17 protein-coding genes are annotated in these 20,991 nt (G+C 49.8%); 10 read left to right on the forward strand and 7 right to left on the reverse strand.

Annotation, left to right across the window (positions count from 1 at the left end; genetic code table 11):
- Positions 1–78: 78 nt before the first annotated feature.
- Positions 79–837: a YciK family oxidoreductase gene (locus tag L4D19_RS09220; RefSeq protein WP_428452220.1), complete on the reverse strand. Its 759-nt coding sequence runs from the start codon at positions 835–837 to the stop codon at positions 79–81.
- Between the two features lie 105 nt (positions 838–942).
- Between L4D19_RS09220 and sohB the strand changes: the two genes are divergently transcribed.
- Positions 943–2,004, forward strand: coding sequence for a protease SohB (gene sohB, locus L4D19_RS09225; protein WP_428452221.1), 1,062 nt, complete (start codon positions 943–945; stop codon positions 2,002–2,004).
- Positions 2,005–2,013: 9 nt separating this feature from the next.
- Positions 2,014–2,427: a DUF805 domain-containing protein gene (locus L4D19_RS09230; protein WP_428452222.1), complete on the forward strand. Its 414-nt coding sequence runs from the start codon at positions 2,014–2,016 to the stop codon at positions 2,425–2,427.
- A gap of 66 nt (positions 2,428–2,493) precedes the next feature.
- Here the strand turns inward: L4D19_RS09230 and L4D19_RS09235 are convergent, their stop codons facing one another.
- Positions 2,494–2,742, reverse strand: a complete 249-nt coding sequence (locus tag L4D19_RS09235) for a YciN family protein (RefSeq protein WP_075766568.1) — start codon at positions 2,740–2,742, stop codon at positions 2,494–2,496.
- Positions 2,743–3,343: 601 nt separating this feature from the next.
- Here L4D19_RS09235 and topA point away from each other — a divergent pair.
- Positions 3,344–5,989: a type I DNA topoisomerase gene (gene topA / locus L4D19_RS09240; RefSeq protein ID WP_428452223.1), complete on the forward strand. Its 2,646-nt coding sequence runs from the start codon at positions 3,344–3,346 to the stop codon at positions 5,987–5,989.
- A gap of 129 nt (positions 5,990–6,118) precedes the next feature.
- On the opposite strand, the gene miaE is transcribed toward topA, so the two are convergent.
- On the reverse strand, positions 6,119–6,913 hold the full coding sequence (gene miaE / locus L4D19_RS09245; RefSeq protein ID WP_428452224.1) for a tRNA isopentenyl-2-thiomethyl-A-37 hydroxylase MiaE: 795 nt from the start codon (positions 6,911–6,913) through the stop codon (positions 6,119–6,121).
- A 382-nt stretch (positions 6,914–7,295) separates the two neighbouring features.
- Here miaE and L4D19_RS09250 point away from each other — a divergent pair, with 382 nt between their 5' ends.
- The 3 genes from L4D19_RS09250 to L4D19_RS09260 are packed head-to-tail and all read left to right on the forward strand — an operon-like array spanning position 7,296 to position 10,503.
- Positions 7,296–8,294 (forward strand): ABC transporter substrate-binding protein, encoded by a 999-nt coding sequence (locus L4D19_RS09250; protein WP_075766565.1) that lies wholly within the window; start codon positions 7,296–7,298, stop codon positions 8,292–8,294.
- A 57-nt stretch (positions 8,295–8,351) separates the two neighbouring features.
- On the forward strand, positions 8,352–9,251 hold the full coding sequence (locus L4D19_RS09255; RefSeq protein ID WP_075766564.1) for an ABC transporter permease: 900 nt from the start codon (positions 8,352–8,354) through the stop codon (positions 9,249–9,251).
- Positions 9,244–10,503 (forward strand): quaternary amine ABC transporter ATP-binding protein, encoded by a 1,260-nt coding sequence (locus L4D19_RS09260; protein WP_428452225.1) that lies wholly within the window; start codon positions 9,244–9,246, stop codon positions 10,501–10,503. Before L4D19_RS09255 ends, L4D19_RS09260 begins: the two co-directional genes overlap by 8 nt.
- Positions 10,504–10,601: 98 nt before the next feature.
- Here the strand turns inward: L4D19_RS09260 and L4D19_RS09265 are convergent, their stop codons facing one another.
- Positions 10,602–11,363: a DNA repair protein gene (locus L4D19_RS09265; RefSeq protein WP_428452226.1), complete on the reverse strand. Its 762-nt coding sequence runs from the start codon at positions 11,361–11,363 to the stop codon at positions 10,602–10,604.
- A 321-nt stretch (positions 11,364–11,684) separates the two neighbouring features.
- Here L4D19_RS09265 and cysB point away from each other — a divergent pair, with 321 nt between their 5' ends.
- Both cysB and L4D19_RS09275 read left to right on the forward strand, forming a co-directional pair.
- Positions 11,685–12,659 carry an HTH-type transcriptional regulator CysB gene (gene cysB / locus L4D19_RS09270; protein ID WP_239412706.1) on the forward strand — a complete coding sequence of 325 codons (975 nt, stop codon included), beginning with the start codon at positions 11,685–11,687 and terminating at the stop codon, positions 12,657–12,659.
- Between the two features lie 130 nt (positions 12,660–12,789).
- Complete coding sequence (locus L4D19_RS09275) at positions 12,790–13,992, forward strand: methyltransferase (RefSeq protein WP_428452227.1); 1,203 nt, start codon at positions 12,790–12,792, stop codon at positions 13,990–13,992.
- A gap of 28 nt (positions 13,993–14,020) precedes the next feature.
- Here the strand turns inward: L4D19_RS09275 and L4D19_RS09280 are convergent, their stop codons facing one another.
- The 3 genes from L4D19_RS09280 to tyrP all read right to left on the reverse strand — a co-directional run bounded on the left by L4D19_RS09280 (position 14,021) and on the right by tyrP (position 17,228).
- Positions 14,021–14,734, reverse strand: coding sequence for a sulfite exporter TauE/SafE family protein (locus L4D19_RS09280; protein WP_428452228.1), 714 nt, complete (start codon positions 14,732–14,734; stop codon positions 14,021–14,023).
- Between the two features lie 85 nt (positions 14,735–14,819).
- On the reverse strand, positions 14,820–15,713 hold the full coding sequence (locus L4D19_RS09285) for a DUF3943 domain-containing protein (RefSeq protein ID WP_428452229.1): 894 nt from the start codon (positions 15,711–15,713) through the stop codon (positions 14,820–14,822).
- Positions 15,714–16,019: 306 nt separating this feature from the next.
- The gene (gene tyrP / locus L4D19_RS09290) at positions 16,020–17,228 is read right to left on the reverse strand and encodes a tyrosine transporter TyrP (RefSeq protein WP_428452230.1); all 1,209 of its coding nucleotides are present in this window, start codon (positions 17,226–17,228) and stop codon (positions 16,020–16,022) included.
- 546 nt (positions 17,229–17,774) lie between these two features.
- Here tyrP and L4D19_RS09295 point away from each other — a divergent pair.
- Together L4D19_RS09295 and L4D19_RS09300 are read left to right on the forward strand one after the other, a co-directional pair.
- Complete coding sequence (locus tag L4D19_RS09295) at positions 17,775–18,989, forward strand: CinA family nicotinamide mononucleotide deamidase-related protein (protein ID WP_428452231.1); 1,215 nt, start codon at positions 17,775–17,777, stop codon at positions 18,987–18,989.
- Positions 18,990–19,364: 375 nt separating this feature from the next.
- Positions 19,365–20,984, forward strand: a complete 1,620-nt coding sequence (locus L4D19_RS09300; protein WP_428452232.1) for an EAL domain-containing protein — start codon at positions 19,365–19,367, stop codon at positions 20,982–20,984.
- Positions 20,985–20,991 lie beyond the last annotated feature (7 nt).

Consider the following 20,991-nt stretch of genomic DNA (forward strand, 5'->3'; position numbering starts at 1 on the left):
AGGGCTGGGGAGGGTTGTTGTGAGGACTATTGGGGATCCACCTTGAATTCATTGTCCATTTTGAGTCAAGCGCCGGGGTTAAGCCGCGCCTGGCTTGCGCTTTGGCTGGGCATCAATGCACTGGCCGTTAACATCCTTGCTTTCCGGACCCATCAGGTATAGGTACAGCGGCATAATGTCGGCAGGTGTTTTCAGTTCTGAGCTGTCTTCCGCCGGGTAGGCCTTGGCACGCATCGCCGTACGGGTCGCTCCCGGGTTGATGGCATTGACGCGGACATTGGTATTGCTCATCTCGTCAGCCAGGATCTGCATCATGCCTTCGGTGGCAAACTTGGAGATCGAGTAGGCGCCCCAGAAGGCACGGCCATGGTGACCTACCGTCGATGACGTGAAGACAATACGGCCGTCCTCGGCTTTCTTGACCAGTGGCATCAGCGATTGGGTCATCAGGAACTGGGCTTTGACATTGACCTGCATGACATCGTCGAAGGTATCTTCGCCGAGCTGATCGAACGGGCTCATCACACCGAGCAGGCCGGCATTGTGCAGCACGCCATCAAGGCGGCCGAACTGGCCTTCGATGGTTTCGGCCATGTCGTCGTAGTTCTGCTTGGTCGCCCCTTGCAGGTCCAGAGGAATAATCGCAGGCTGAGCATAGCCAAGCGCTTCAATTTCGTCGTAAACGGCTTCGAGCTTGGCAACGGTACGGCCAAGCAAAATAACAGTTGCACCGTGAGCTGCATAGCTGATGGCAGCCTGACGGCCGATACCCTCACCAGCCCCTGTCACCAGAATGACACGATCTTTAAGAGAATCTGCAGCAATTTGATATTCCACGTGTAACTTCCTTATTTGTTTTTTAGTTTTCCTATTGTATTGCGATAGCGGTATGGGTGACAACTTGGTTACAATGGTAAAAATGCCAAAAATGAGGACTCAACATTGGATTTTTTGTTTGATTATGGGCTGTTCCTAGCCAAAATCGCCACGGTGGTGATTGCAATTGTCAGTATTCTTGTATTAGCGAAAGGGTTGAGCGGGCGTCACGTGACGCAGAAAGGCGAGCTGGAAGTGACCGATCTGACCGAGCAGTACAAAAATACCGTTCATCAGTTAGAGTCGCATTTATTTGACAAGCCATTGCTAAAAGCCCGTGAAAAGGCTGAAAAGAAGGCGGAAAAAGAGAAAAACAAAGAGCGTCAGAGCGAGATCAAAAAAGCGGCCAAAGCCGGTGATCTTTCCCATGTTCGTGAGCCTCGTTTATTTGTTCTCGATTTTCATGGCAGCATCGATGCCCGTGAAGTAGCGGCATTGCGTGAAGAGGTGACGGCGGTATTGGCTGTTGCAATGGAAGGTGATGAAGTGCTGCTGCGTCTTGAGACCGGCGGCGGTATGGTTCACGGCTACGGTCTGGCCTCTTCGCAGCTTGATCGCCTGAAAACGGCGGGTATCAAGCTGACTATTTCGGTGGATAAGGTTGCAGCCAGCGGCGGCTATATGATGGCTTGTGTTGCCGATAAGATCATCTCGGCGCCGTTTGCGGTAGTCGGCTCAATCGGGGTGATTGCCCAGTTGCCGAATTTCAACAAACTGCTGAAGAAAAACGATATTGAGTTTGAACAGATCACAGCCGGTGAGTTCAAGCGTACCTTGACGATGTTCGGTGAGAATACCGATAAAGCGCGTGAGAAGTTCCAGGCAGAAATCGAAGAAACTCACGATCTGTTCAAGAACTTCATTGAAGATCACCGTCCGGAACTTGATCTTGAGAAGGTGGCAACCGGCGAGCACTGGTTTGGCAAGCAAGCCCACGAACTCGGCTTGGTTGATGAAATTGGTACCAGTGATGACTTTATTACCCATGCCTGCAAAGATCGCGAAGTACTGCAGGTTCGCTATGTTCAGCGTAAAAAGCTGGCCGAAAAGCTGGCTGGCGCAACGGGCGAGGCTGCTGATAACCTGCTGCTGAAATGGATCAGCCGCGGCCAGCGTCCAATCGTATAAGGTCGGTCGATGAATCAGAAATGGGCATTGTTTTCGTTTCAGGGGCGGATGCGACGTCGGGATTACTGGCTATACAGCTTGCCTGTCTTGTTGGTATCGCTGCCGGTGTTCTTCTATAGCGCCACTGGAAACACGGCAGGCAATCCTGCACTGGAAGTCTTGTCATTGGTCATTCTTGGCTTTGTTTTTTGGGCTTCTGCGGCTCTGAACGTCAAGCGGCTTCACGACAGGAACAAAAGCGCCTGGTGGATTATCGTGACATTTTTGCCGTATATCGGGCCAATATTCGTTATTGTCGAGTTAGGGATCCTAGACGGAACCAAAGGGCCGAATCAATTCGGTGCTGACCCGAAAGGTCGTGGTGAGCCGCCTGCCAATGGTGACAGCGACGACAACAAAGATACTATGACAATTGATATCTGATAGGTGTTGTTAGTTAGCGTCACAGCCCCGCGAGTGCGGGGCTGTTTGCTTTGGAGAGTGCGGTAACTAGCCTTTTAGCGTGAACTCAGGTGACAGCTTATGGGCTAGGAATTTGAACATATTGAAAACCGCTGTGGTTTTTTCAGTCGGTAATCCGTTGTCGTCCAAGAAGTATTCGCCTTTGAACACCAGCACATCGTCTTTCTCTTCAACGGAAGTGGCTCGCATACCATCCTGGTAGGATTCATGGTCCTGAATTAGCTGGTTAGCAATCATCAGTAACTCTTCGGAAGAAATGGTTTTTTTATTGCTCATGCGGTTATCTCTTGAATCGTAGCGTGATCATGTTATAGCAGCCGATGATTTCAGGGCGCTATAGATGCCTCACAGTGTATTGAAGTTAACGCGATAAAACAAACCCTTACCCGGTACCGGGAATTGCACCCAAATTGGTTAAAGAGTGTGTGGTCGGGGCGGAAATTCGACCAATTTATGTGAGCGACGGCAAAAATTTATGGGTTTTAATAGTCAAAGACGGGAGGAGGTGGTAATGATTAGCGCCCTCAGCCACTTTATGGTTATAAATAAAGAGAAAGAGGCGTGGATTACAGTCAGTTTTGAGGGGCGAAATCGGCTTTAACCTGGTGTTAACAACTGGGGAAGGGACGAGCAAACAGACCGTTTTGATCAAAAAGCAGTTGACCTTCTAGGATTGTAGCCCAATATGTAAATACCAATTAGATTAAGTAACTACTCATCCTGAGTGCCACTCTCCAGCAATTGAGAATGCCTCTAGTGATTAGTTACTTAATCAGTTTGGTTTATTAGCGTTGCCGTGCCACTGTGTGAATATTAGCGTGCAACTATTTGTTTTATATTGAAAGTTTTGCGAGCACGAGGACGTAATAGAGTCATTATGGGTAAATCTCTCGTTATCGTGGAGTCCCCTGCCAAGGCGAAAACTATAAATAAGTACTTGGGTAAGGACTTCATTGTAAAGTCAAGCGTGGGTCACGTCCGTGATTTGCCAACGGGTGCACGTAGTACGGGTAAAAAAGCGGCTGCCACCTCGACCAAGGGGTTGAGCGCTGAAGAGAAGGCCCGTATCAAGAAAGAAAAAGAGCGTAAGGCGCTGATCGGCAAGATGGGGGTTAACCCTTACAACGATTGGGAAGCGCAATACGAAGTGCTACCGGGCAAAGAAAAAGTCGTTAACGAATTACAGAAACTGGCTGCAGACGCTGACTATGTTTATCTGGCAACCGATTTGGACCGCGAGGGAGAAGCTATTGCGTGGCACCTTCGTGAGATCATCGGTGGCGATGATGAACGTTATAAGCGAGTGGTTTTTAATGAGATCACTAAAAATGCTATTCAGCAGGCGTTTGAACAGCCTGGTGAGCTGAACATCGACGGTGTGAATGCCCAGCAGGCACGACGCTTCCTTGACCGTGTGGTCGGTTTCATGGTGTCGCCCCTGTTGTGGAAGAAGGTCGCTCGAGGCCTTTCCGCAGGTCGTGTCCAGTCCGTTGCGGTAAAACTGATTGTTGAGCGCGAACGCGAAATTAAAGCGTTCACGCCGGAAGAGTTTTGGGATATTCATGCCAATACCCAGACGGTAGGCAAAGATGCACTGCGTCTGATGGTTGCCCAACAGGCAGGCAAGGCATTCCGTCCGGAAAACGAAGCCGATACCATGGCGGCGAAGTCGCTATTGGAAAAGGCCGCCTACAAAGTTGTTGATCGTGAAGACCGCCCGACCAGCAGCAAGCCGTCGGCACCCTACATCACCTCGACCCTGCAGCAGGCAGCAAGTACCCGGTTGGGCTATGGCGTAAAACGTACTATGGGTTTGGCACAGCGTCTCTATGAGGCGGGTTACATTACCTATATGCGTACCGACTCGACTAACCTGTCGAAGGAAGCCGTTGAATCTGCTCGTGACTTTATCAGTAGCGAGTACGGTGATAACTATTTGCCGGCCAAGCCGAATGTCTATGGCAGCAAGGGTAATGCTCAGGAAGCGCACGAAGCGATCCGTCCATCGAGTGTTGATGTGAAAGCAGAAAACCTTGAAGGCATGGAGCAGGATGCGATTAAGCTTTACGATCTGATCTGGCGCCAGTTTGTTGCCTGTCAGATGGTGCCTGCGAAGTATGACTCGAGCACAATCACCGTTCAGGCTGGCGACTTCACGTTGAAGGCCAAGGGGCGCACGATGCGCTTTGCGGGTTGGACTCATGTTCAGCGTCCGTCTGGCAAAACAGAAGACACGACGCTGCCTATGGTCCATGTAGGCGACATATTGGCACTGGAAGAGCTAGAACCGAAGCAACACTTCACCAAGCCGCCAGCGCGCTTTACAGAAGCTGCATTGGTTAAAGAGCTTGAGAAGCGTGGCATTGGTCGTCCTTCTACCTATGCGTCAATCATCTCGACGATTCAGGATCGTGGTTATGTCCGCGTTGATCAGCGCCGTTTCTATGCCGAGAAAATGGGTGAGATTGTGTCAGATCGTCTGGACGAAAGTTTCTCTGATCTGATGGACTATGATTTCACGGCTCGCATGGAAGGCAATCTGGATAAGATTGCGGAAGGCGAGGCGAACTGGAAAGGCGTATTGGATCACTTCTTCAGCGACTTCACCTCCGAGCTTGAGAAAGCCGAGCGTGACGAAGATGAAGGCGGCATGAAGCCGAACAATATCGTGCTGACGGATATCAAGTGTCCGACGTGTGAGCGTCCGATGGGGATCCGCACGGCATCGACCGGGGTATTCCTGGGTTGTTCCGGTTATGCTCTGCCGCCGAAAGAGCGCTGCAAGACGACAATCAACCTTGGTGACGAGGAAGGCATCGTCAACGTTCTTGAAGAAGACGTCGAAACCGCTGCCCTGCGTGCCAAGAAGCGTTGTCCGAAGTGTGATACGGCGATGGATGCTTACCTGATTGACCAGGACCGCAAGCTGCATGTCTGTGGTAACAACCCGAGCTGTGACGGTTACATTGTTGAGAAAGGCGAGTTCAAGCTGAAAGGCTATGACGGCCCGGTTATCGAGTGTGACAAGTGCGGCTCGGATATGGAGCTGAAAAACGGTCGCTTCGGTAAGTACATGGGTTGTACCAGCGAAACGTGTAAGAACACGCGTAAGATCCTGAAGAACGGTGAAATAGCGCCGCCGAAGGAAGATCCGGTTCACTTGCCTGAGCTGCCGTGCAGCCAGGATCAGGATGCTTACTTTGTATTGCGTGACGGTGCGTCTGGCCTGTTTATGGCAGCCAGCACTTTCCCTAAATCACGCGAGACACGTGCTCCGCTGGTGGAAGAGCTTGCTCGATTCAAGGATCGTTTGTCGCCGAAGTTCACTTATTTGGCCGAGGCCCCGACCGAGGATCCGGATGGTCGTCCGACAGTGGTACGCTTTAGCCGCAAGACGAAAGAGAACTACATCCGTTCGGAAATTGATGGCAAGCCATCGGGCTGGACTGGTCTCTTTATTGACGGTAAATGGGAAATTACCGACAAGCGTAAGAAGCCGAAGAAAGAAAAAGCCGAGAAATAATAAAAAACCGCCGAAAGGCGGTTTTTTTATATCTGTATAGTGCAACTTAACCCTTCCTGTCTCTTCTTGAAAAGAGGGGGGAGGGCGTTCATGGGCTTCCTCAGCCTTCCTTGTTAAGGGGAGGTAGCATCAGGCTCCTGCTTCAGCAAAGGCCGGAATACCGCTGTGGAAGCGGAAACTGCTATCCGGAGTGCTAATCAGCTCGGCTTCTCTGGCACCGATCGCTTTCACTCGGACAGAGATGTCTTCGCCCGCAATCTGCTCGGCCAGTGTCAGGTAGTCCTGATAGTGGCGCGCTTCAGAGCGGAGCAGCGAGATATAGAACTTCTTCAGCTCTTCATCTAAATAAGGGGCCAGCTTGGCAAAACGCTCGCAGGAGCGGGCTTCGATATAGGCACCGATGATCAGTTTATCGATCAGGGTTGCTGGCTCGTGGGTCCGCACAACTTTCATTAGCCCCTTGGCATAGCGACCGGCACGCAAGTTGTTGTAGGGAATATCACGTTGCTCCATGATCTCCAGCACTTGCTCGAAGTGATGAAACTCCTCTTTGATTAGCCGAACCATCTTGTCGATGAGTTCCTGACCGTGAATGAAGCCAGGCTTTGGAACCAGCGGGGCTGACAGGCCGTTTTTCTTGCCGTGGAAAGCATCTGTGCAGCGCGCTTTGCCATAGACAAAGTCCTCGTAAGGCTTGGCCCATGCCAGTAGTTCCTTTCCGCTCCCTTCATCGACTGCGTATTTGCGAATTAGCCACATGGCAGTCTGGCTGGCTTTCAGTTCACAATTGCAATGGTCGACAAGGAGAGCCGTCAGGTTCTCTGGTTTTCTGGCTTCTTCAATCCAGCTTTCGGGCGTGTCGCACTGGAGAAATAGTCTGATTGGCGATAACAGCTCGTCAATCATGCGCTGAGTGTCGTTCATGGGAATTCTTGTTGAGTCTCTGGTTTATTGTCGTTGGAACTGAAATCAGCCCTTTTATGACAGGGAGTATAACAAATCAAAGCCTTGGCATAGAGTTCTATAGTGTTGGAATAGAGCACTATGAGGCTAGCTAAAGGCAGTTTTTTAGACTAGATGTTAAATGAGTTACAGTGGTTTGGGGCATTTGGTTGCATTTAAATGATTACAGTACTAACTATTTTTGTTTGGAGTTAACTAACGTAACTTGCTGCTGTTTAGTGTTGTTACTTTACATATAACCACATAATTACTTAGTATACTAACAACATGTGTGTTACTGAAATGTTGTAACACCATGCTTTCAGATAACTGAAGGACCGAAATTCGAAATAAGGACATTGTTATGCGAAAGCTTCTCGCAACATCAGTTTTACTTGCTACGGCCTCATTTAATGCATCGGCAGAAGAGTGTGGAACAGTCACTATTGCAGATATGAACTGGAATTCAGCTACGCTGATTGCCAACGTGGATAAGTTTATTCTTCAGCACGGGTTTGACTGTGATGCCGAGTTGGTACCGGGCGACACAATGCCGACAGGTACCTCGATGATTGAGAAAGGGGAACCGGATATCGCGCCTGAGTTGTGGAGTAATTCAATGAAGGCGGCACTGGATCGCGGGGTCAAGGAAGGACGCTTGCGTTATGCCGGTGCAACCCTGTCGGATGGGGGAGAAGAAGGCTTCTGGGTGCCGGCTTATTTGGTTGAAAAAGATCCGAGCCTGGCGACTATTGCTGGGATCAAGGCAAACCGACAGCTGTTTGAACATCCGGAAGACCCTGAAAAATCAGCTTTTATGGGATGCCCTGCGGGTTGGAACTGCCAGATCACGGCCGGTAATCTGTTCCACGCTATGGAGCTGGATAAAGCCGGGTTTGAGCTAATCGATCCGGGTTCGGGTGCCGGATTGTCGGGTGCTATTGCCAAAGCTTACGAGCGCAAGGAACCGTGGTTTGGCTACTATTGGGCACCGACGGCCGTATTGGGTAAATACAAGATGGTGAAGGTTGATTTCGGTAGCGGCATTGATGAAGACCATTATCGGGCCTGTATTACCAAGGAAGAATGTTTAGATCCTAAGCCGACCATGTATCCGCCGTCACCGGTTGATACGGTAGTGACTGAGAGCTTTGCCGAGCGAGCGCCAGAGGCACTGGCATATCTGTCGTCGCGTTCATTTGGCAACCAGCAGATGAACACCTTGCTGGCCTGGATGGAAGACTATCAGGCAGACGGTGAAATCACGATGGAGCACTTCTTGACTGAGTATGAGTCAACGTGGACCCAGTGGGTGAGTCCTGAGGTCGCGAAGAAAGTGAAACAGGCCCTGTCGGAGCTGTAGTGGGAGTGTGCCCGGCTATAGGCCGGGCTTGTTGTAATCTATCGGATCTAAGTGGTTATGTCTGATCAATCTTGGTTTACCGAATTTCCGCAGCTTGACCGCCATCAGCTGCTGGAGATCCGCAAAACGTTGGATGGTGCCTATCGAGCATTTTCCCGCGAATATGGTGACAGTATCGAGGCGTTTTTCGACCCGCTGCTGTCTTTTCTTATTGGTTTCGAAAAATTATTGCTGGCCACGCCCTGGTGGCTGGTTATCGGAGTTCTTGCCGCACTGGCCTATGTTGCCAGTCGCTCCTGGAAGTTAACGGTTGGGGTTATCGTCGCCTTTGTACTGATTGGTGTTTTCGGGATGTGGGAGAACACCATGCGGACTATGAGTATTATTCTGGTCTCGACTCTGGTGGCTATTGGTCTCGGGGTGCCGATAGGCATCGCGATGGCACGCTCCAACCGGGTGCAGTCGGTCGTGACGCCGATGCTTGATGTCATGCAGACGATGCCGGCATTTGTTTACTTGATCCCGGTGGTGATGCTGCTCGGGATAGGCAAGATACCCGGTGTCATTGCGGTGGTGATCTATGCCATTCCGCCGGTGATCAGATTGACAAATCTTGGTATCAGGCTGGTGGATAAAGAGGTGCTGGAAGCGGCCACGGCGTTTGGTGCCAGTCCGACCCAGAGGTTGCTGGGTGTTCAGCTGCCACTGGCACTGCCCAATATTATGGCCGGTATCAACCAGACCATTATGATGGCACTGGCGATGGTGGTAATTGCTTCTATGATTGGTGTTAAAGGCTTGGGACAACCCGTTTTGAAGTCCATTACCAATCAGTATTTTACGCTAGGCCTGCTTAATGGTTTGGCGATTGTGGCGTTGGCGATCATTTTTGACCGGGTCACGCAAAGCTATGCCAAACGTACTCAGCAGCACTTAGGAGGCCACGATCATGGCTAGTAAAGAGCGAAAGACCCCGTTAATAAGGGTAAAGAACCTTTACAAGGTCTTTGGTCCCAATGCCGGTAAAGTATTGCAGCAGGTGAAAGAGGGTAAGTCCAAGGACGACATCCTGGCCGAAACCGGGCATACCGTTGGACTCAGTGACATCAATATGGATATCTACCCCGGCGAAATCTTCGTTGTGATGGGTCTGTCGGGTTCGGGAAAATCGACCCTTATCCGTCATTTCAATCGCTTGATAGATCCTACCGCAGGGGTGATAGAAGTCGAAGGCAGTGATGTGATGTCGTTTGACGATAAGGCCTTGCAGCAGTTTCGTCGTCATAAGATGTCGATGGTATTCCAGCGCTTTGGGCTAATGCCGCATCGTAGTGTCTTGGATAATATCGGCTACGGTCTACAGATTCAGGGTGTTGCGAAGCAAGAGCGTGAAAAGCAGGCGAGATACTGGTTAGAAACCGTAGGGCTTGACGGTTATGACAAGCAGTTTCCTGCTAATCTGTCTGGTGGTCAGCAGCAGCGTGTCGGGCTGGCCAGAGCCTTGTGTACCGACGCCGATATCCTGCTGATGGATGAGGCCTTCTCGGCACTGGATCCCCTGATCCGGAGCGAGATGCAAGATCAGCTTATCGAGTTGCAGGAAAAACTGCACAAGACAATTGTGTTTATTACCCATGATCTGGATGAGGCGCTGCGTCTTGGTGATCGTATTGCCATTTTGCGTGATGGTGTACTAGTGCAGCAGGGAGAGCCGGTTGATATCTTGCTCCATCCTGCTGACGATTATGTTGAAGCCTTTGTGAAGGACGTAAACCGGGCGCGTGCACTGACCGTCGAGACGGTCATGAAGCCGCAGGTTTGCCGTATTTCTGCCGAGACTATCGGTGAGGCACTTGCCGAGATGCGCAAGTCTAAGGATGACTACGGCTATTATATTAACGAAGATGGCTATCAAGGCGTGATCACCCAGGAAACGCTCGAGGGTGTCGAGCAGTCCGAGTATGACAAGGCTATCGATCCGTCATTGCTCGACAGTGTACCGGCAGTTCATACCGATGCCTTGCTGGAAGCGGTGATCCCTGAAACACTAGACAGCGAGCACCCGTTGCCGGTCATCAACGCGGACGGAGACGTTGAAGGGCGATTGTCCCGTTCGACGCTCGCGGAGGTGCTCAGTGATCAGGCAGGAGTAGAAGAGGGCGATGAAAAGGTAAAAAAGCTGAAGACGACTAAGTCGCTGGCTGCCTGATAGTGGCTTGGGTATAGATGATGTAAATAAAACAAGGCCGCATTATGCGGCCTTGTTTGTGGTGTTCTTTGTTTTGGAAACTTACTTAAGCTGTCGTCCTACCATTTCCGTTTAGGCTGGAACAATACATCCAAATCATCCTGTTCTTTTTCGATGATCTGCTGACGCTCCTGCTCATGGTTCTGGTTTTGGCTGCTGTCTATTTCACCCAGCATTTTTTGCAGTTTATCGCGGGTCTGATTGGCATAATTGTCGTTTTTGCTCGCTAGTACATCGATGCCTTTTTTAAGCAGCTGTTTCGCCGTACCAAGCTGGCGTTTCATGCGGGCATCGTTGGCTCGCTTGATAACGTTTTCAATGTTGATCCGTAACTGAATACCTTCAAGGCGGGCATTTTCGGCCACAAAAGCCTGAGTAGCAAATCGACCTTTGCTATGTTCGCTTTTAATAACGGTTTTCAGGCGTTTTACAAGTTGCAGCATCCCAATCGCCTGTTTGTCGGTGCTTGGCACTTTGAAGGTCGCCACATCGGCATTGGAATAATTCTGCTGGAGCTGGTTGATTTGCTCGGCAACATTTTTGATTCGTGCAGGCAAGTTTCTGTCCGAAGGATCAGCTTCGCTCATGCTTTCCAGCGCGTGCAAAATTCGTTGGTTCAGGCACACCAGAAGTTCTTTGCTGTACGGCAAATGGTGAGCGTTACCGATAAGATCTTCAGTAGCATCAATGATAGCAATGAATTTGGCCAGCTCTTGGTGTTTCGCGCTTTCTAGACGTTGGCGATACTGGATGATGATGTTGTATCCAACAATCAGTATCAGCAACAACGAAATGAGGCCAATCATTAAAGGTATACTCATAAGATACGTCTGTCTTCCGTGCGTTTGGTCGAGCCCTATAAGATACACTATCTGGCAATTACGGCATAGCATGACAGTCAATTTTGCTACACTAGTCGCTAATGCTCGGATAGATAAGCGGTTTTATCCATAGTGGGTCTGGCTTATCCGGAGCATCGGCGCTATTCCAAATGTGCTCTTGGTTTATATTGAACAAAAACCGCGCTCACATGCTGTAAAATCGTAAAGAAATGCTATGAAAATGAAGAGATTCGATATATAACATGATGAAATACATGGTTGCACTGATATGATGTAACGGACTATAAGTTGGGCGGTACCATGAAACTACAACAGTTAAGATATATTGTTGAGGTTGTTAATCATAACCTTAATGTCTCTTCTACAGCAGAGAGCTTATACACATCTCAGCCCGGCATCAGTAAGCAGGTTCGTTTGCTTGAAGATGAGCTGGGGATCCAAATTTTCGAGCGTAGTGGTAAGCATCTGACCAAGGTGACACCTGCCGGTCAGGACATTGTCCGAATTTCCCGTGACATTTTATCACGTGTCGAGAGTATCAAGTCAGTCGCGGGCGAGCACACCCACCCGGAAATCGGAACCTTGAATATTGCCACAACGCATACTCAGGCCCGCTATGCCCTGCCTTCAGTGATTCAGGGTTTTACTGCAAGGTACCCTAAAGTCTCGTTACATATGCACCAGGGTACGCCATCCCAGATTGCTGATGCCGTTGCGAAGGGCACCACAGACTTCGCCATTGCCACCGAGGCGCTGCATTTATATCAAGATATGATCATGCTGCCTTGTTACCACTGGAATCGCTCCATTGTCGTCAAGGCCGATCACCCACTGGCCAAGAAGTCCGAAATTACGATTCATGACCTGGCTGCCTACTCGTTGGTAACTTATGTCTTTGGTTTTACCGGTCGTTCAGAGTTGGACAGCGCATTTAACCGTTCGGGGCTGACGCCAAGAATCGTATTTACTGCGACAGATGCTGATGTGATAAAGACCTATGTGCGACTGGGGATCGGGGTTGGCGTGATTGCCAGTATGGCAATGGATCCGGCAACCGATGACGATCTGGTGGCGATAGATGCCAGCCATATCTTTGAAGCCAGCACGACCAAGATTGGCTTTAAGAAGGGTACCTTCCTTAGAACTTACATGTACGACTTTATGGAACGATTCGCCCCGCATCTGACGCGAAATGTGGTTGATCAGGCGGTGACACTGAAAACCAACGCCGAAATCGAGGCGATGTTCTCGAGCATGGATTTGCCGGTTAAGTAGTAACATGACAACGCGTTATAAGGGCTGCACTTGTGCGGCCCTTTCTTTTTGATTAAAACAATGCGTAAAGATAGCGGCAATTGGTATAGAATGCCGGGCTGATCCCATTTTGCCTGAGAGTAGTCGTTTCATGACAGGGTATTCCCCACTGTATCGCCGCCTTGATACGCTGTTAACCTCAAATCGCGAGTTTTGGCAGTTCATGCCGTTTGCCTCAAATCAACTGGTCTGGACGCAAAGCCATCCCGGGCTTTGCCAGTGGCTGTTGTCGTTGGATGACGAGGCGATTGCACGCTATATCGAAGAGGGCGACGCATTGTCACAGGCATTAGCCGAGTGGATCCCTGATGGCCCGGAGTTGTATCAGCTTGCGATGACCGAGTCTTATCCCAGTCAGCAAAAGTCTTTGCCTAAAGGACTGGATGTTGGGATCCCCGGACGAAAGTGGCAGCAGATCACCGCATTTAACCAAGTCATCCCGGCGCTGGAATTGCCCTGGCTTGAGTGGTGTGCCGGCAAAGGGCATCTAGGCCGGGTGCTGGCCGCGAGCCACGGCACAGCGGTTACCAGTTTGGAATGGCAACAGGCATTGTGTGAAGAAGGGGAGGCAGCAGCCCGTAAGCTTGAGTTGCCGATTGATTTTGTCCAGGGTGATGCCTTTGATCCGGCCAGCGAACAGCATATCTGCTCACAGCAACATGCGGTTGCCCTCCACGCTTGTGGGGATTTGCATGTATCGTTATTGCAGCGTGTGGCTGCCAAGCAAGGCCGGGCCGTAAGTATCTCTCCGTGTTGCTATCATTTGATCCGAGCGAGTCATTATCAGCCACTGTCTCGGATCGGCCGGCAAAGCACATTGACTTTAGGTAAGCATGACTTGAGGTTGCCGTTGCAGGAGACCGTGACAGCAGGCCAGCGTGTGCGCAAACAGCGCTTTGTCGAAGTGAGTTTTCGTCTCGGTTTTGACAGCTTACAACGGTTTGTACGAGGTTGTGATGACTATATGCCTGTACCAAATGTCCAGAAAGCCCAGCTTAATGATGGATTTGAGGAATTTTGCCGTTGGGCAGCCGACAAGAAGCAAGTTACTCTGCCAGCGGGTATTGACTATCAATACTGGCAGCAGATGGGTGAGAATCGTTTTGCGCTTGTGGAGCGAATGGAGTTAGTACGCCAGTTGTTCAGGCGCCCGCTGGAAATGTGGCTGGTGTACGACCGGGCTTGCTATATGGAAGAGTCGGGATATCAGGTGTCCGTTGGTACTTTTTGTTCCAAGCCGATCACGCCAAGGAATATATTAATTCACGCAGAGTGGATGCCTGAATCCCTTTAATCCAGAATTCCTTTAATCCATAGTCCCTTTAAGAAAGGGCCGAGACAATGGCCGTTATCCCCGACACAAAGCAAATAGCCAACGAGGCCTGGCGAACGGTTTTTTTGGGGATCCGGTTTATATAGCGCATTGCGACCTTGTACCCGAGATAGGAAGCAGGAAGCAGCGGTAATGACAGATAAAAATGGTGCATGGTCATGTAGCCGATCGGGACCTGGACGATCAAAGATAGCAAACTGCTGACCACGAAGAAGGCCGACAGGTTGGCTCTGATTAAGTTACCCTCCTGGTGCTGTAGCAACAGCGCCATTGGTGGTCCACCGATTCCGGAGCTGGTACCAAAGAAGCCGGAAAAAAAGCCGGCAATCATCATTCTGTTAGGCGTTGGCTGAATACGGAAAGGGAGCAAACTGACAGCCACGGCGAGGATCACCAGCACGCCCAGCCAAAGCGACAATTGGTTAGCGTCAACCCAGTAGAGCAGAAATGCGCCAGCCACCGAACCGGGCACCCGGCCGATGAACGCCATCCACAATCCTTTCAGGGAAATGGTTGCCCTGTGATGGCTGGCATTGATGATGGACAGGAAAAGCGCCACGACAGTAATGGGGGCCGGGACATAGCTGGGTGAAATTTGAAATAGGATAGGTGCGGTCACTATCGCCAGTCCAAAACCTATTGAACTTTGTACGAACGAGCCGATAAAAATCAGCGTCATCGCCAGTAATATTCCTAAATCCATCTCAGCCTATGTGTGACAATTTACAGAAACCATATTATGTCGGAGCATGCCTAAAAAATCACCATATATTAAGCGGTTGTGTCGGCTAGTTCAGGTCGAGCCTGACTTGCAGGCCGATAAAGGCGCTATCGTAGTTTGCGCCGGCGTCCAGGGCGAAGTTGGCTGCTTCTGTGTTACCAAACCAAGGGGTATAGGTGAAGCTTACCTCGGTATCGCCTTCCCACCAGTTCGTCATCCAATAATGGATATGACCGACAGGGTTTAGCAGAAACAGGCTGACATTCCCCAGTCTCTCTGATCCCATCACCTCGCCGCCGTTGGCAGTAATATCGGCTTCGGTCTGGTACATCCATTCACCCACGGCGGCACCGAATAACGGTGTTACGATGATATCCTGGATGGAAGGGACCTCGGCAAACGCTTCTACTCCATACTCCCAGAAGAACGTCGACATCGTTGCGGAATATAAGAACGACTCCCACTCATTGAAGCCAGAATGGCGGGCCGCAGTATAATAAACCCCGCCAAAGTAAGGGTGCATAATGTAGTTAAGATAGTGCGCATCCTCATCCCAAACCGGCCCTGCACTGACATTGTCCCACCATTTTTTCCCAAGGTTACTCAGGTTACGATCTTCTTCGTCCCAGTTTGTCACACTCTCCGGCAACAGTGTCATTAGCCCGACGGTAGCAACGCTAAGTCCTAGAATGGTATACGACTGGCCCAGCAAATAGTCCCAGTCTTTCTCAGACGAGCCCGATAGGTGCAGCGGCAGAGGAGCTTCCTTCAGCTCGTTGTCAGTATCGGCAGCCAGGAGAGGGGCTGAACTTGAGGCCGAGTACTGAACCGTCTCGGTATAAGCGTGCAAAAATAAAGGTTGGGTATAGGTATCGTAGGATGCCGTAACATCATTCCATGCCAAAGCAGACATGCTTAGCGAGCAGCCCAGCATCGCAGAGGACAAGTGTGTAGTGCGCAAGGTACGCTCCGAATTAACGAAATCAGGGTGGGGTTAAGGACGGGCAAGAGTATTGCTGAAATGGGGGGAAATTCCTAGAGGAAATACTTATTGTTTTTGGTTTTTCGCGGCGATTGGCGTTAGATGGTGAATTTTGCCTGCAAAGTTTATTGTTATCGCTGATAATGAATAAGGCTTGCATGTGCAAGCCTTATAGTTGTAACAAGCTGGCAATAAGTGGGTGCCCATTAGATTGTCAGCCTATTTATGTATCTGTCTATTAATCTGGCGTCTATATACCTTGCGTTATTAACCTGATGCTATCTATTAACCTACGGCTGGAATGATGCCGGCCATTTGCAGGAACTGAGCCGAGATGATCATGATCCCCAGACCGGTGACAAGCGCCAGTGCTGCAGAGCCACCACTTACCTGGTAGTCGGTTTCACTGCTCGGACGCTGTTTGCGTTGAGCCTTTACCATAGCGACAGGCAAGAAAATTGCCAGGATCACAAGGGCGATGGCAGCAAAACCCAGCGCCATAATAAACCCTTGCGGGTAGAAGAGGGCAAAACCCAGAGGCGGCACGAAAGTGACCAGGGCTGTCTGCAGGCGACCTTTAATCTGGTTACCGCGCTTCAGGCTGTCAGACAGGAAGTCAAACAATCCCAGGCTTACGCCTAGAAATGAGGTTGCCAGTGCCAGATCAGCAAAGACAGACACCGACTGGCTTACCATTGGGTTGTGTAGCATCTGGCTTAGCGTCGCGATGAAAGTGCCAAGCGTGGTACTGGCCAACAGATCGGGTTGGCTCAATACGCCCTGGCTGGCAACCTGCCAGAAAACGTAGATCATCAACGGCGTTGCCGAGCCCACAATCATGATTTTCCTCAGCGCTTTCATATCCAGGCCAACGTAGCGAACGATGGACGGAATGCTGCCGTGAAAACCGAAAGACGTAAATATGACTGGCAGAGCAGAAAGCAACAGGCCTTTTTGGACTGGCATATCAACGAGGTGTCCGCCCTGTACGTGTGGTGCCAGCAAGAAAAGCATGGTAGCAAGCGCGACAATCTTGAGGGCAAACAGGATCCTGTTCACCATATCAACCGAGTGAGTACCCACCGAAACGACCGAAGCAATCAGCAGAGTAAAAATAATCGTACCGGTTTGCGGGCCGACATGCATTCCCATCCAGTTGTTTAGCTTGTCATTGAGCTGGGCTCCGCCACCGGCAATGTATGCCGCGCAGAGAGAGTAGAACAGGAACAACATGGCAAAACTGGCAATGACCTGGCCTTTCCGTCCCAGTAACTGGTGGGCTAGGGTATGCAACGTTGCATTCTGATCGGCGTGCTGGTGGACCTCCAGCATGAGCAGCGCGGTGTAAATCATCAGGGCCCAGATACCGAACATGAGAAGTGTCGCTGTGGCAAAGCCAAGTCCGGCAGATGCCAGTGGCAGTGCTAGCATACCGGCACCTATGGTGGTTCCGGCAATAATCAATGTGCTGCCGAGTGTTTTGTTCATGGTCATTGCGTTAAATTTCCCTGTTGTTAGTTCTAGTTAGTGGGGGGAGATGGCTGTTGTTTGATAGGTGCATACCTGTGCTCTTATCTCCCGGTAGAGAAATGGCCACAATGGCGGAAGCGAGATGAATACTGAGTACCGAGTGGTAACTATTCTTTACACCTGTTCGTGCCACTGTGGCTATCGATAGTCGGTGTAGATGAAGTGAGTTTTCACGTTATTTGACCTTTCTATAGTTAAACAGCCTGCGTATCCGAAGCCTGCTCCTGATTGAAACTGCCTGCTACCTTAAAGGTAGTGATACTGACTGTCAACAATTGTATTTTTGGTTGTAAATTTTGCTTTACAGCTAGGGTGGTGGGTGAGTGAGGGTGTTGACTTTTACAAAAAACACCAAAGCGTGGGGCCGGCTATAAAATCAACTTTATATTTGTGCCTGGCCTGCGCGGCTCGACCTAGTAGTAAAGTAATTCTCGCTGAAACTAGCATCTTGAGGTAGCTTGGGTATAAGGTGTATTAGATACCGATCATCATGACAAAAAGAGGGAAAGCATGCTGCAAGTAGCAATGATCAGTACCGGGGAAGAAGTACTGCATGGGGATATTGTCGATTCAAATGCCGCATGGCTATCGCGTTTGTTTTTTCAACATGGTTTTCCTTTGTCCCGCAGAACGACAGTTGGCGATAAGCTTGAAGACTTAGCGGCTGAAATTGAGCATTGTAGCCTAACGGCTGACATTGTGGTGGTTAACGGTGGGCTCGGGCCGACAACGGATGATTTAACTGCTCAGGCGGCTGCTATTGCTGCTGATTCAGGCCTGGAGCAGTCGGACTACTGGGTCCGGCAGATGCAAGCCAAGTATCAGGCACTCGGACGGGAGATGCCTAAAACAAACCTCAAGCAGGCAATGCTGCCTGAAGGGGCTGAATTGCTCGAGAACCCAATTGGCACAGCCTGTGGTTTTGCGATCAAGCTTAATCGGGCATGGGTCTATTTTACGCCCGGTGTGCCCAGTGAGTTTAAGAAGATGACGCAGGAGGAAATTCTGCCCCGTCTTAAGTCAAAGTTTGACACTGTTCATGCGCTTGACTGCCATCGTTTTTACACCTTTGGTCTGTCTGAGTCAGGGATCGGTCAAACGCTGGCTTCCGTGCAGTTGCCTGCCGGGTTTGAAGTGGGATACCGCTCTTCGCTTCCATTTATTGAAGTAAAGTTATTTACGCCGCGAGCTAACGAGCAGGCTGCTTTGGTACAGCAGCAGATGATTGAGTTGTTAGGCGATAATGTTGTCAGTGTTGATGTCGACCTGGTGCAACATGTGGGTCAAAAGCTGGTGGCGGCCGATCAGCGTCTGACGGTTGTTGAGCATTTTACCGGCGGCTGGCTAGCAAATTGGTTGCAGGATCATGACGAGAGCAGAGGTGCCTTACAGCAGGCCTGGACAATGTCGGCAGAGCCAGACTTAGAAAGCGAAAGCCCGGAAGAAGTCGCGGCGGTAGCCGCTGCCGTTCGTGAAGAAGTGGGAGCTCAACTGGCATTGGTATCGGGAGCGTGTAATGACGGGGGAGTAATTGTAGCGCTGTCGACCCCGACGGGGAGTTGGGCACAACGGATCACGCCTAAACGTAACTATAATCACCGTGCCAAGCGCAGTGTCATTGCCACTGTCATGCTAGATATGCTGAGAAGGTATTTGGATCAATGTCCGGTTATCGGCCAGTATGAATCACTGGCAACAGAGCAGGAAGTATTTCTCTCGCTTTAATAAGTTAAATTGTTATTTAAAGCTGTCATTTGGCAGCTTTTATTTTTTATTCTAATGACCCTATTACTAATAGAACTATCATTATAATAAACAATAAATTGTATTTGTTTCATATGGATATGGGCTGAAATCTAAAGTAAAAAGATATATTTATCGCAAAAAATAATGCTTGCAACTTAGTGTCGGTTGCAAAAATATGTGAATATTATCATTGCTATGATAAGGTCAATATCATATTTGAACTGTTCGTTTGATCCGCTCTTTTTATTTGCCGAAATAGTATGTAGTATCCCCATTATAAAGATAAAAATTAGACATCACTTCCATATTTTAATGAAAAATAACTAAACAAGTTGGCTTGGATGCATGGTGATAATGATAAAACGGAATAATAAAACATCGAAGCGAAAAGGTTTAGGAAATCAGACAGGTACTAACCGCTCCTTATTTAGGGATGTGGTTGTTATTTATTTACTGACATTTTTTCTTAGTTTGCCCTTTTATTTCTGGAAGCTCCATGCGGATCTTTCGATATTGGGTGAAGATGCGCTATCTCGAATTAATAGTTTTGTTGATAATACTGCTGCGAGTCTTCAGCCGTTGCTGATGGACAATATGGCCTGTACGCCGGGTGATGTCGGGGCGCTGCGTAAAACGGTTTTTCTTTCATATCGTGTGAAAGAGATAGGCCTGATTAACCAGGACAACAGAGTATACTGTACCAGTAACCTTGGCCGGACATCGATACGTATTTTTCCCAGTACGATTGCGCGCTGGCCGGAAACCGCAGGCAGCAGAACACTTTCTTTAACCCGGGCGAAAACGGGGAAGACCCAATCCTTTTTTATATACCTGCGTGGTCAGGATGGCATGGGGGCGAATGCACTGATCCCGCCCGATGTTCTTACTGAGCTAGTCGGGAAAGGGCTGCAGTTTGATAATTTACCCTTTGTTGTTACCGTTGCCGGAAAGCCCCACCTGAGTGCTCACAATAGCATTGATGTTAATGAGGCAAGGCATCAGGTGAGTGTCTTGAATTTTTCTTCACCCCAGTATCCACTAGAGCTTGAATTTCTGGTGACGCCGCGGTTTAAATTACATTACTTGATAGAGCAGTACTGGATATCGATACTGCTTGGCAGTGTCTTTAGTCTGATTTATGCCTATGCGAGCCACCGCAGGGTATTACGCCAGTCTTTGCCGGCCACGTTTGAGTGGGCACTAAAAAATCGCGAACTGGAAGTTTACTTCCAGCCAATCGTTGATCCCCGTATCGATAAGCCCCTGGGCTTTGAATTGCTATTGCGCTGGCAACATCCGGTTCATGGGATGATTTCGCCGCTAATATTTATTCCGTTGGCCGAGCAACTGGGAAAAATCTCCGCGCTAACCGATTTCGTACTCGACACGGCTATCGATTTTATTCGAGACAATGAAGCTCTGATGGAGTCGCGTTATCTGTCGGTGAATATTAGCCGTCACTCACTGCTCGATCACGAGTTTGCGGATCGTATCTGCCAGCGTTGCAATAACGACAGGCTGATCACCAAGCACTTGCTTCTGGAGGTGACCGAGGAGCTGGCATTTTCGGAGTCGGAGATGGTGACTGTTATCGCCCAGCTCAACCGGCTTCAGGCCTGTGGTTTTCGAATTGCAGTGGATGATTTCGGCACCGGTTACTCAGGGCTTGATTTGATCCGACGTTTTCCGTTTGATGTGGTTAAAATCGACAAGGTCTTTATTAAGGAACTCGTGGAAGAAGGCACCGCCATTCCGCTTCTGGATTCGATGATAGGACTGGCTCGTCGCCTAGATATGTCGATCATCGCCGAAGGTGTGGAAACAGTCCAGCAGGCAGAGAGCCTGCTGCAGCGAGGGGTGAACTATCACCAGGGGTTTTATTATGCTAAACCGATGCCGCAGCGGACATTGCTGGAATGGCTGAAGACGTTCAAGCGGCCTACGCTGAGTGAAGAGGTCGAGTTGGTGTCGTAGTCAGCTG

The sequence above is a fragment of the Photobacterium kasasachensis genome (assembly GCF_050336885.1).
GTDB classification, from domain to species: Bacteria; Pseudomonadota; Gammaproteobacteria; order Enterobacterales; family Vibrionaceae; genus Photobacterium; species Photobacterium kasasachensis.

What these genes read in the sequence shown, in the direction of transcription:
- L4D19_RS09300 (WP_428452232.1), top strand. Translation starts at nt 19,365, where the DNA reads ATGATAAAACGGAATAATAAAACATCGAAGCGAAAAGGTTTAGGAAAT.
- L4D19_RS09235 (WP_075766568.1), bottom strand. Translation starts at nt 2,742, where the DNA reads ATGAGCAATAAAAAAACCATTTCTTCCGAAGAGTTACTGATGATTGCT.
- L4D19_RS09265 (WP_428452226.1), bottom strand. Translation starts at nt 11,363, where the DNA reads ATGAGTATACCTTTAATGATTGGCCTCATTTCGTTGTTGCTGATACTG.
- topA (WP_428452223.1), top strand. Translation starts at nt 3,344, where the DNA reads ATGGGTAAATCTCTCGTTATCGTGGAGTCCCCTGCCAAGGCGAAAACT.
- miaE (WP_428452224.1), bottom strand. Translation starts at nt 6,913, where the DNA reads ATGAACGACACTCAGCGCATGATTGACGAGCTGTTATCGCCAATCAGA.
- L4D19_RS09295 (WP_428452231.1), top strand. Translation starts at nt 17,775, where the DNA reads ATGCTGCAAGTAGCAATGATCAGTACCGGGGAAGAAGTACTGCATGGG.
- tyrP (WP_428452230.1), bottom strand. Translation starts at nt 17,228, where the DNA reads ATGACCATGAACAAAACACTCGGCAGCACATTGATTATTGCCGGAACC.
- L4D19_RS09275 (WP_428452227.1), top strand. Translation starts at nt 12,790, where the DNA reads ATGACAGGGTATTCCCCACTGTATCGCCGCCTTGATACGCTGTTAACC.
- L4D19_RS09280 (WP_428452228.1), bottom strand. Translation starts at nt 14,734, where the DNA reads ATGGATTTAGGAATATTACTGGCGATGACGCTGATTTTTATCGGCTCG.
- L4D19_RS09260 (WP_428452225.1), top strand. Translation starts at nt 9,244, where the DNA reads ATGGCTAGTAAAGAGCGAAAGACCCCGTTAATAAGGGTAAAGAACCTT.
- L4D19_RS09250 (WP_075766565.1), top strand. Translation starts at nt 7,296, where the DNA reads ATGCGAAAGCTTCTCGCAACATCAGTTTTACTTGCTACGGCCTCATTT.
- L4D19_RS09230 (WP_428452222.1), top strand. Translation starts at nt 2,014, where the DNA reads ATGAATCAGAAATGGGCATTGTTTTCGTTTCAGGGGCGGATGCGACGT.
- L4D19_RS09255 (WP_075766564.1), top strand. Translation starts at nt 8,352, where the DNA reads ATGTCTGATCAATCTTGGTTTACCGAATTTCCGCAGCTTGACCGCCAT.
- cysB (WP_239412706.1), top strand. Translation starts at nt 11,685, where the DNA reads ATGAAACTACAACAGTTAAGATATATTGTTGAGGTTGTTAATCATAAC.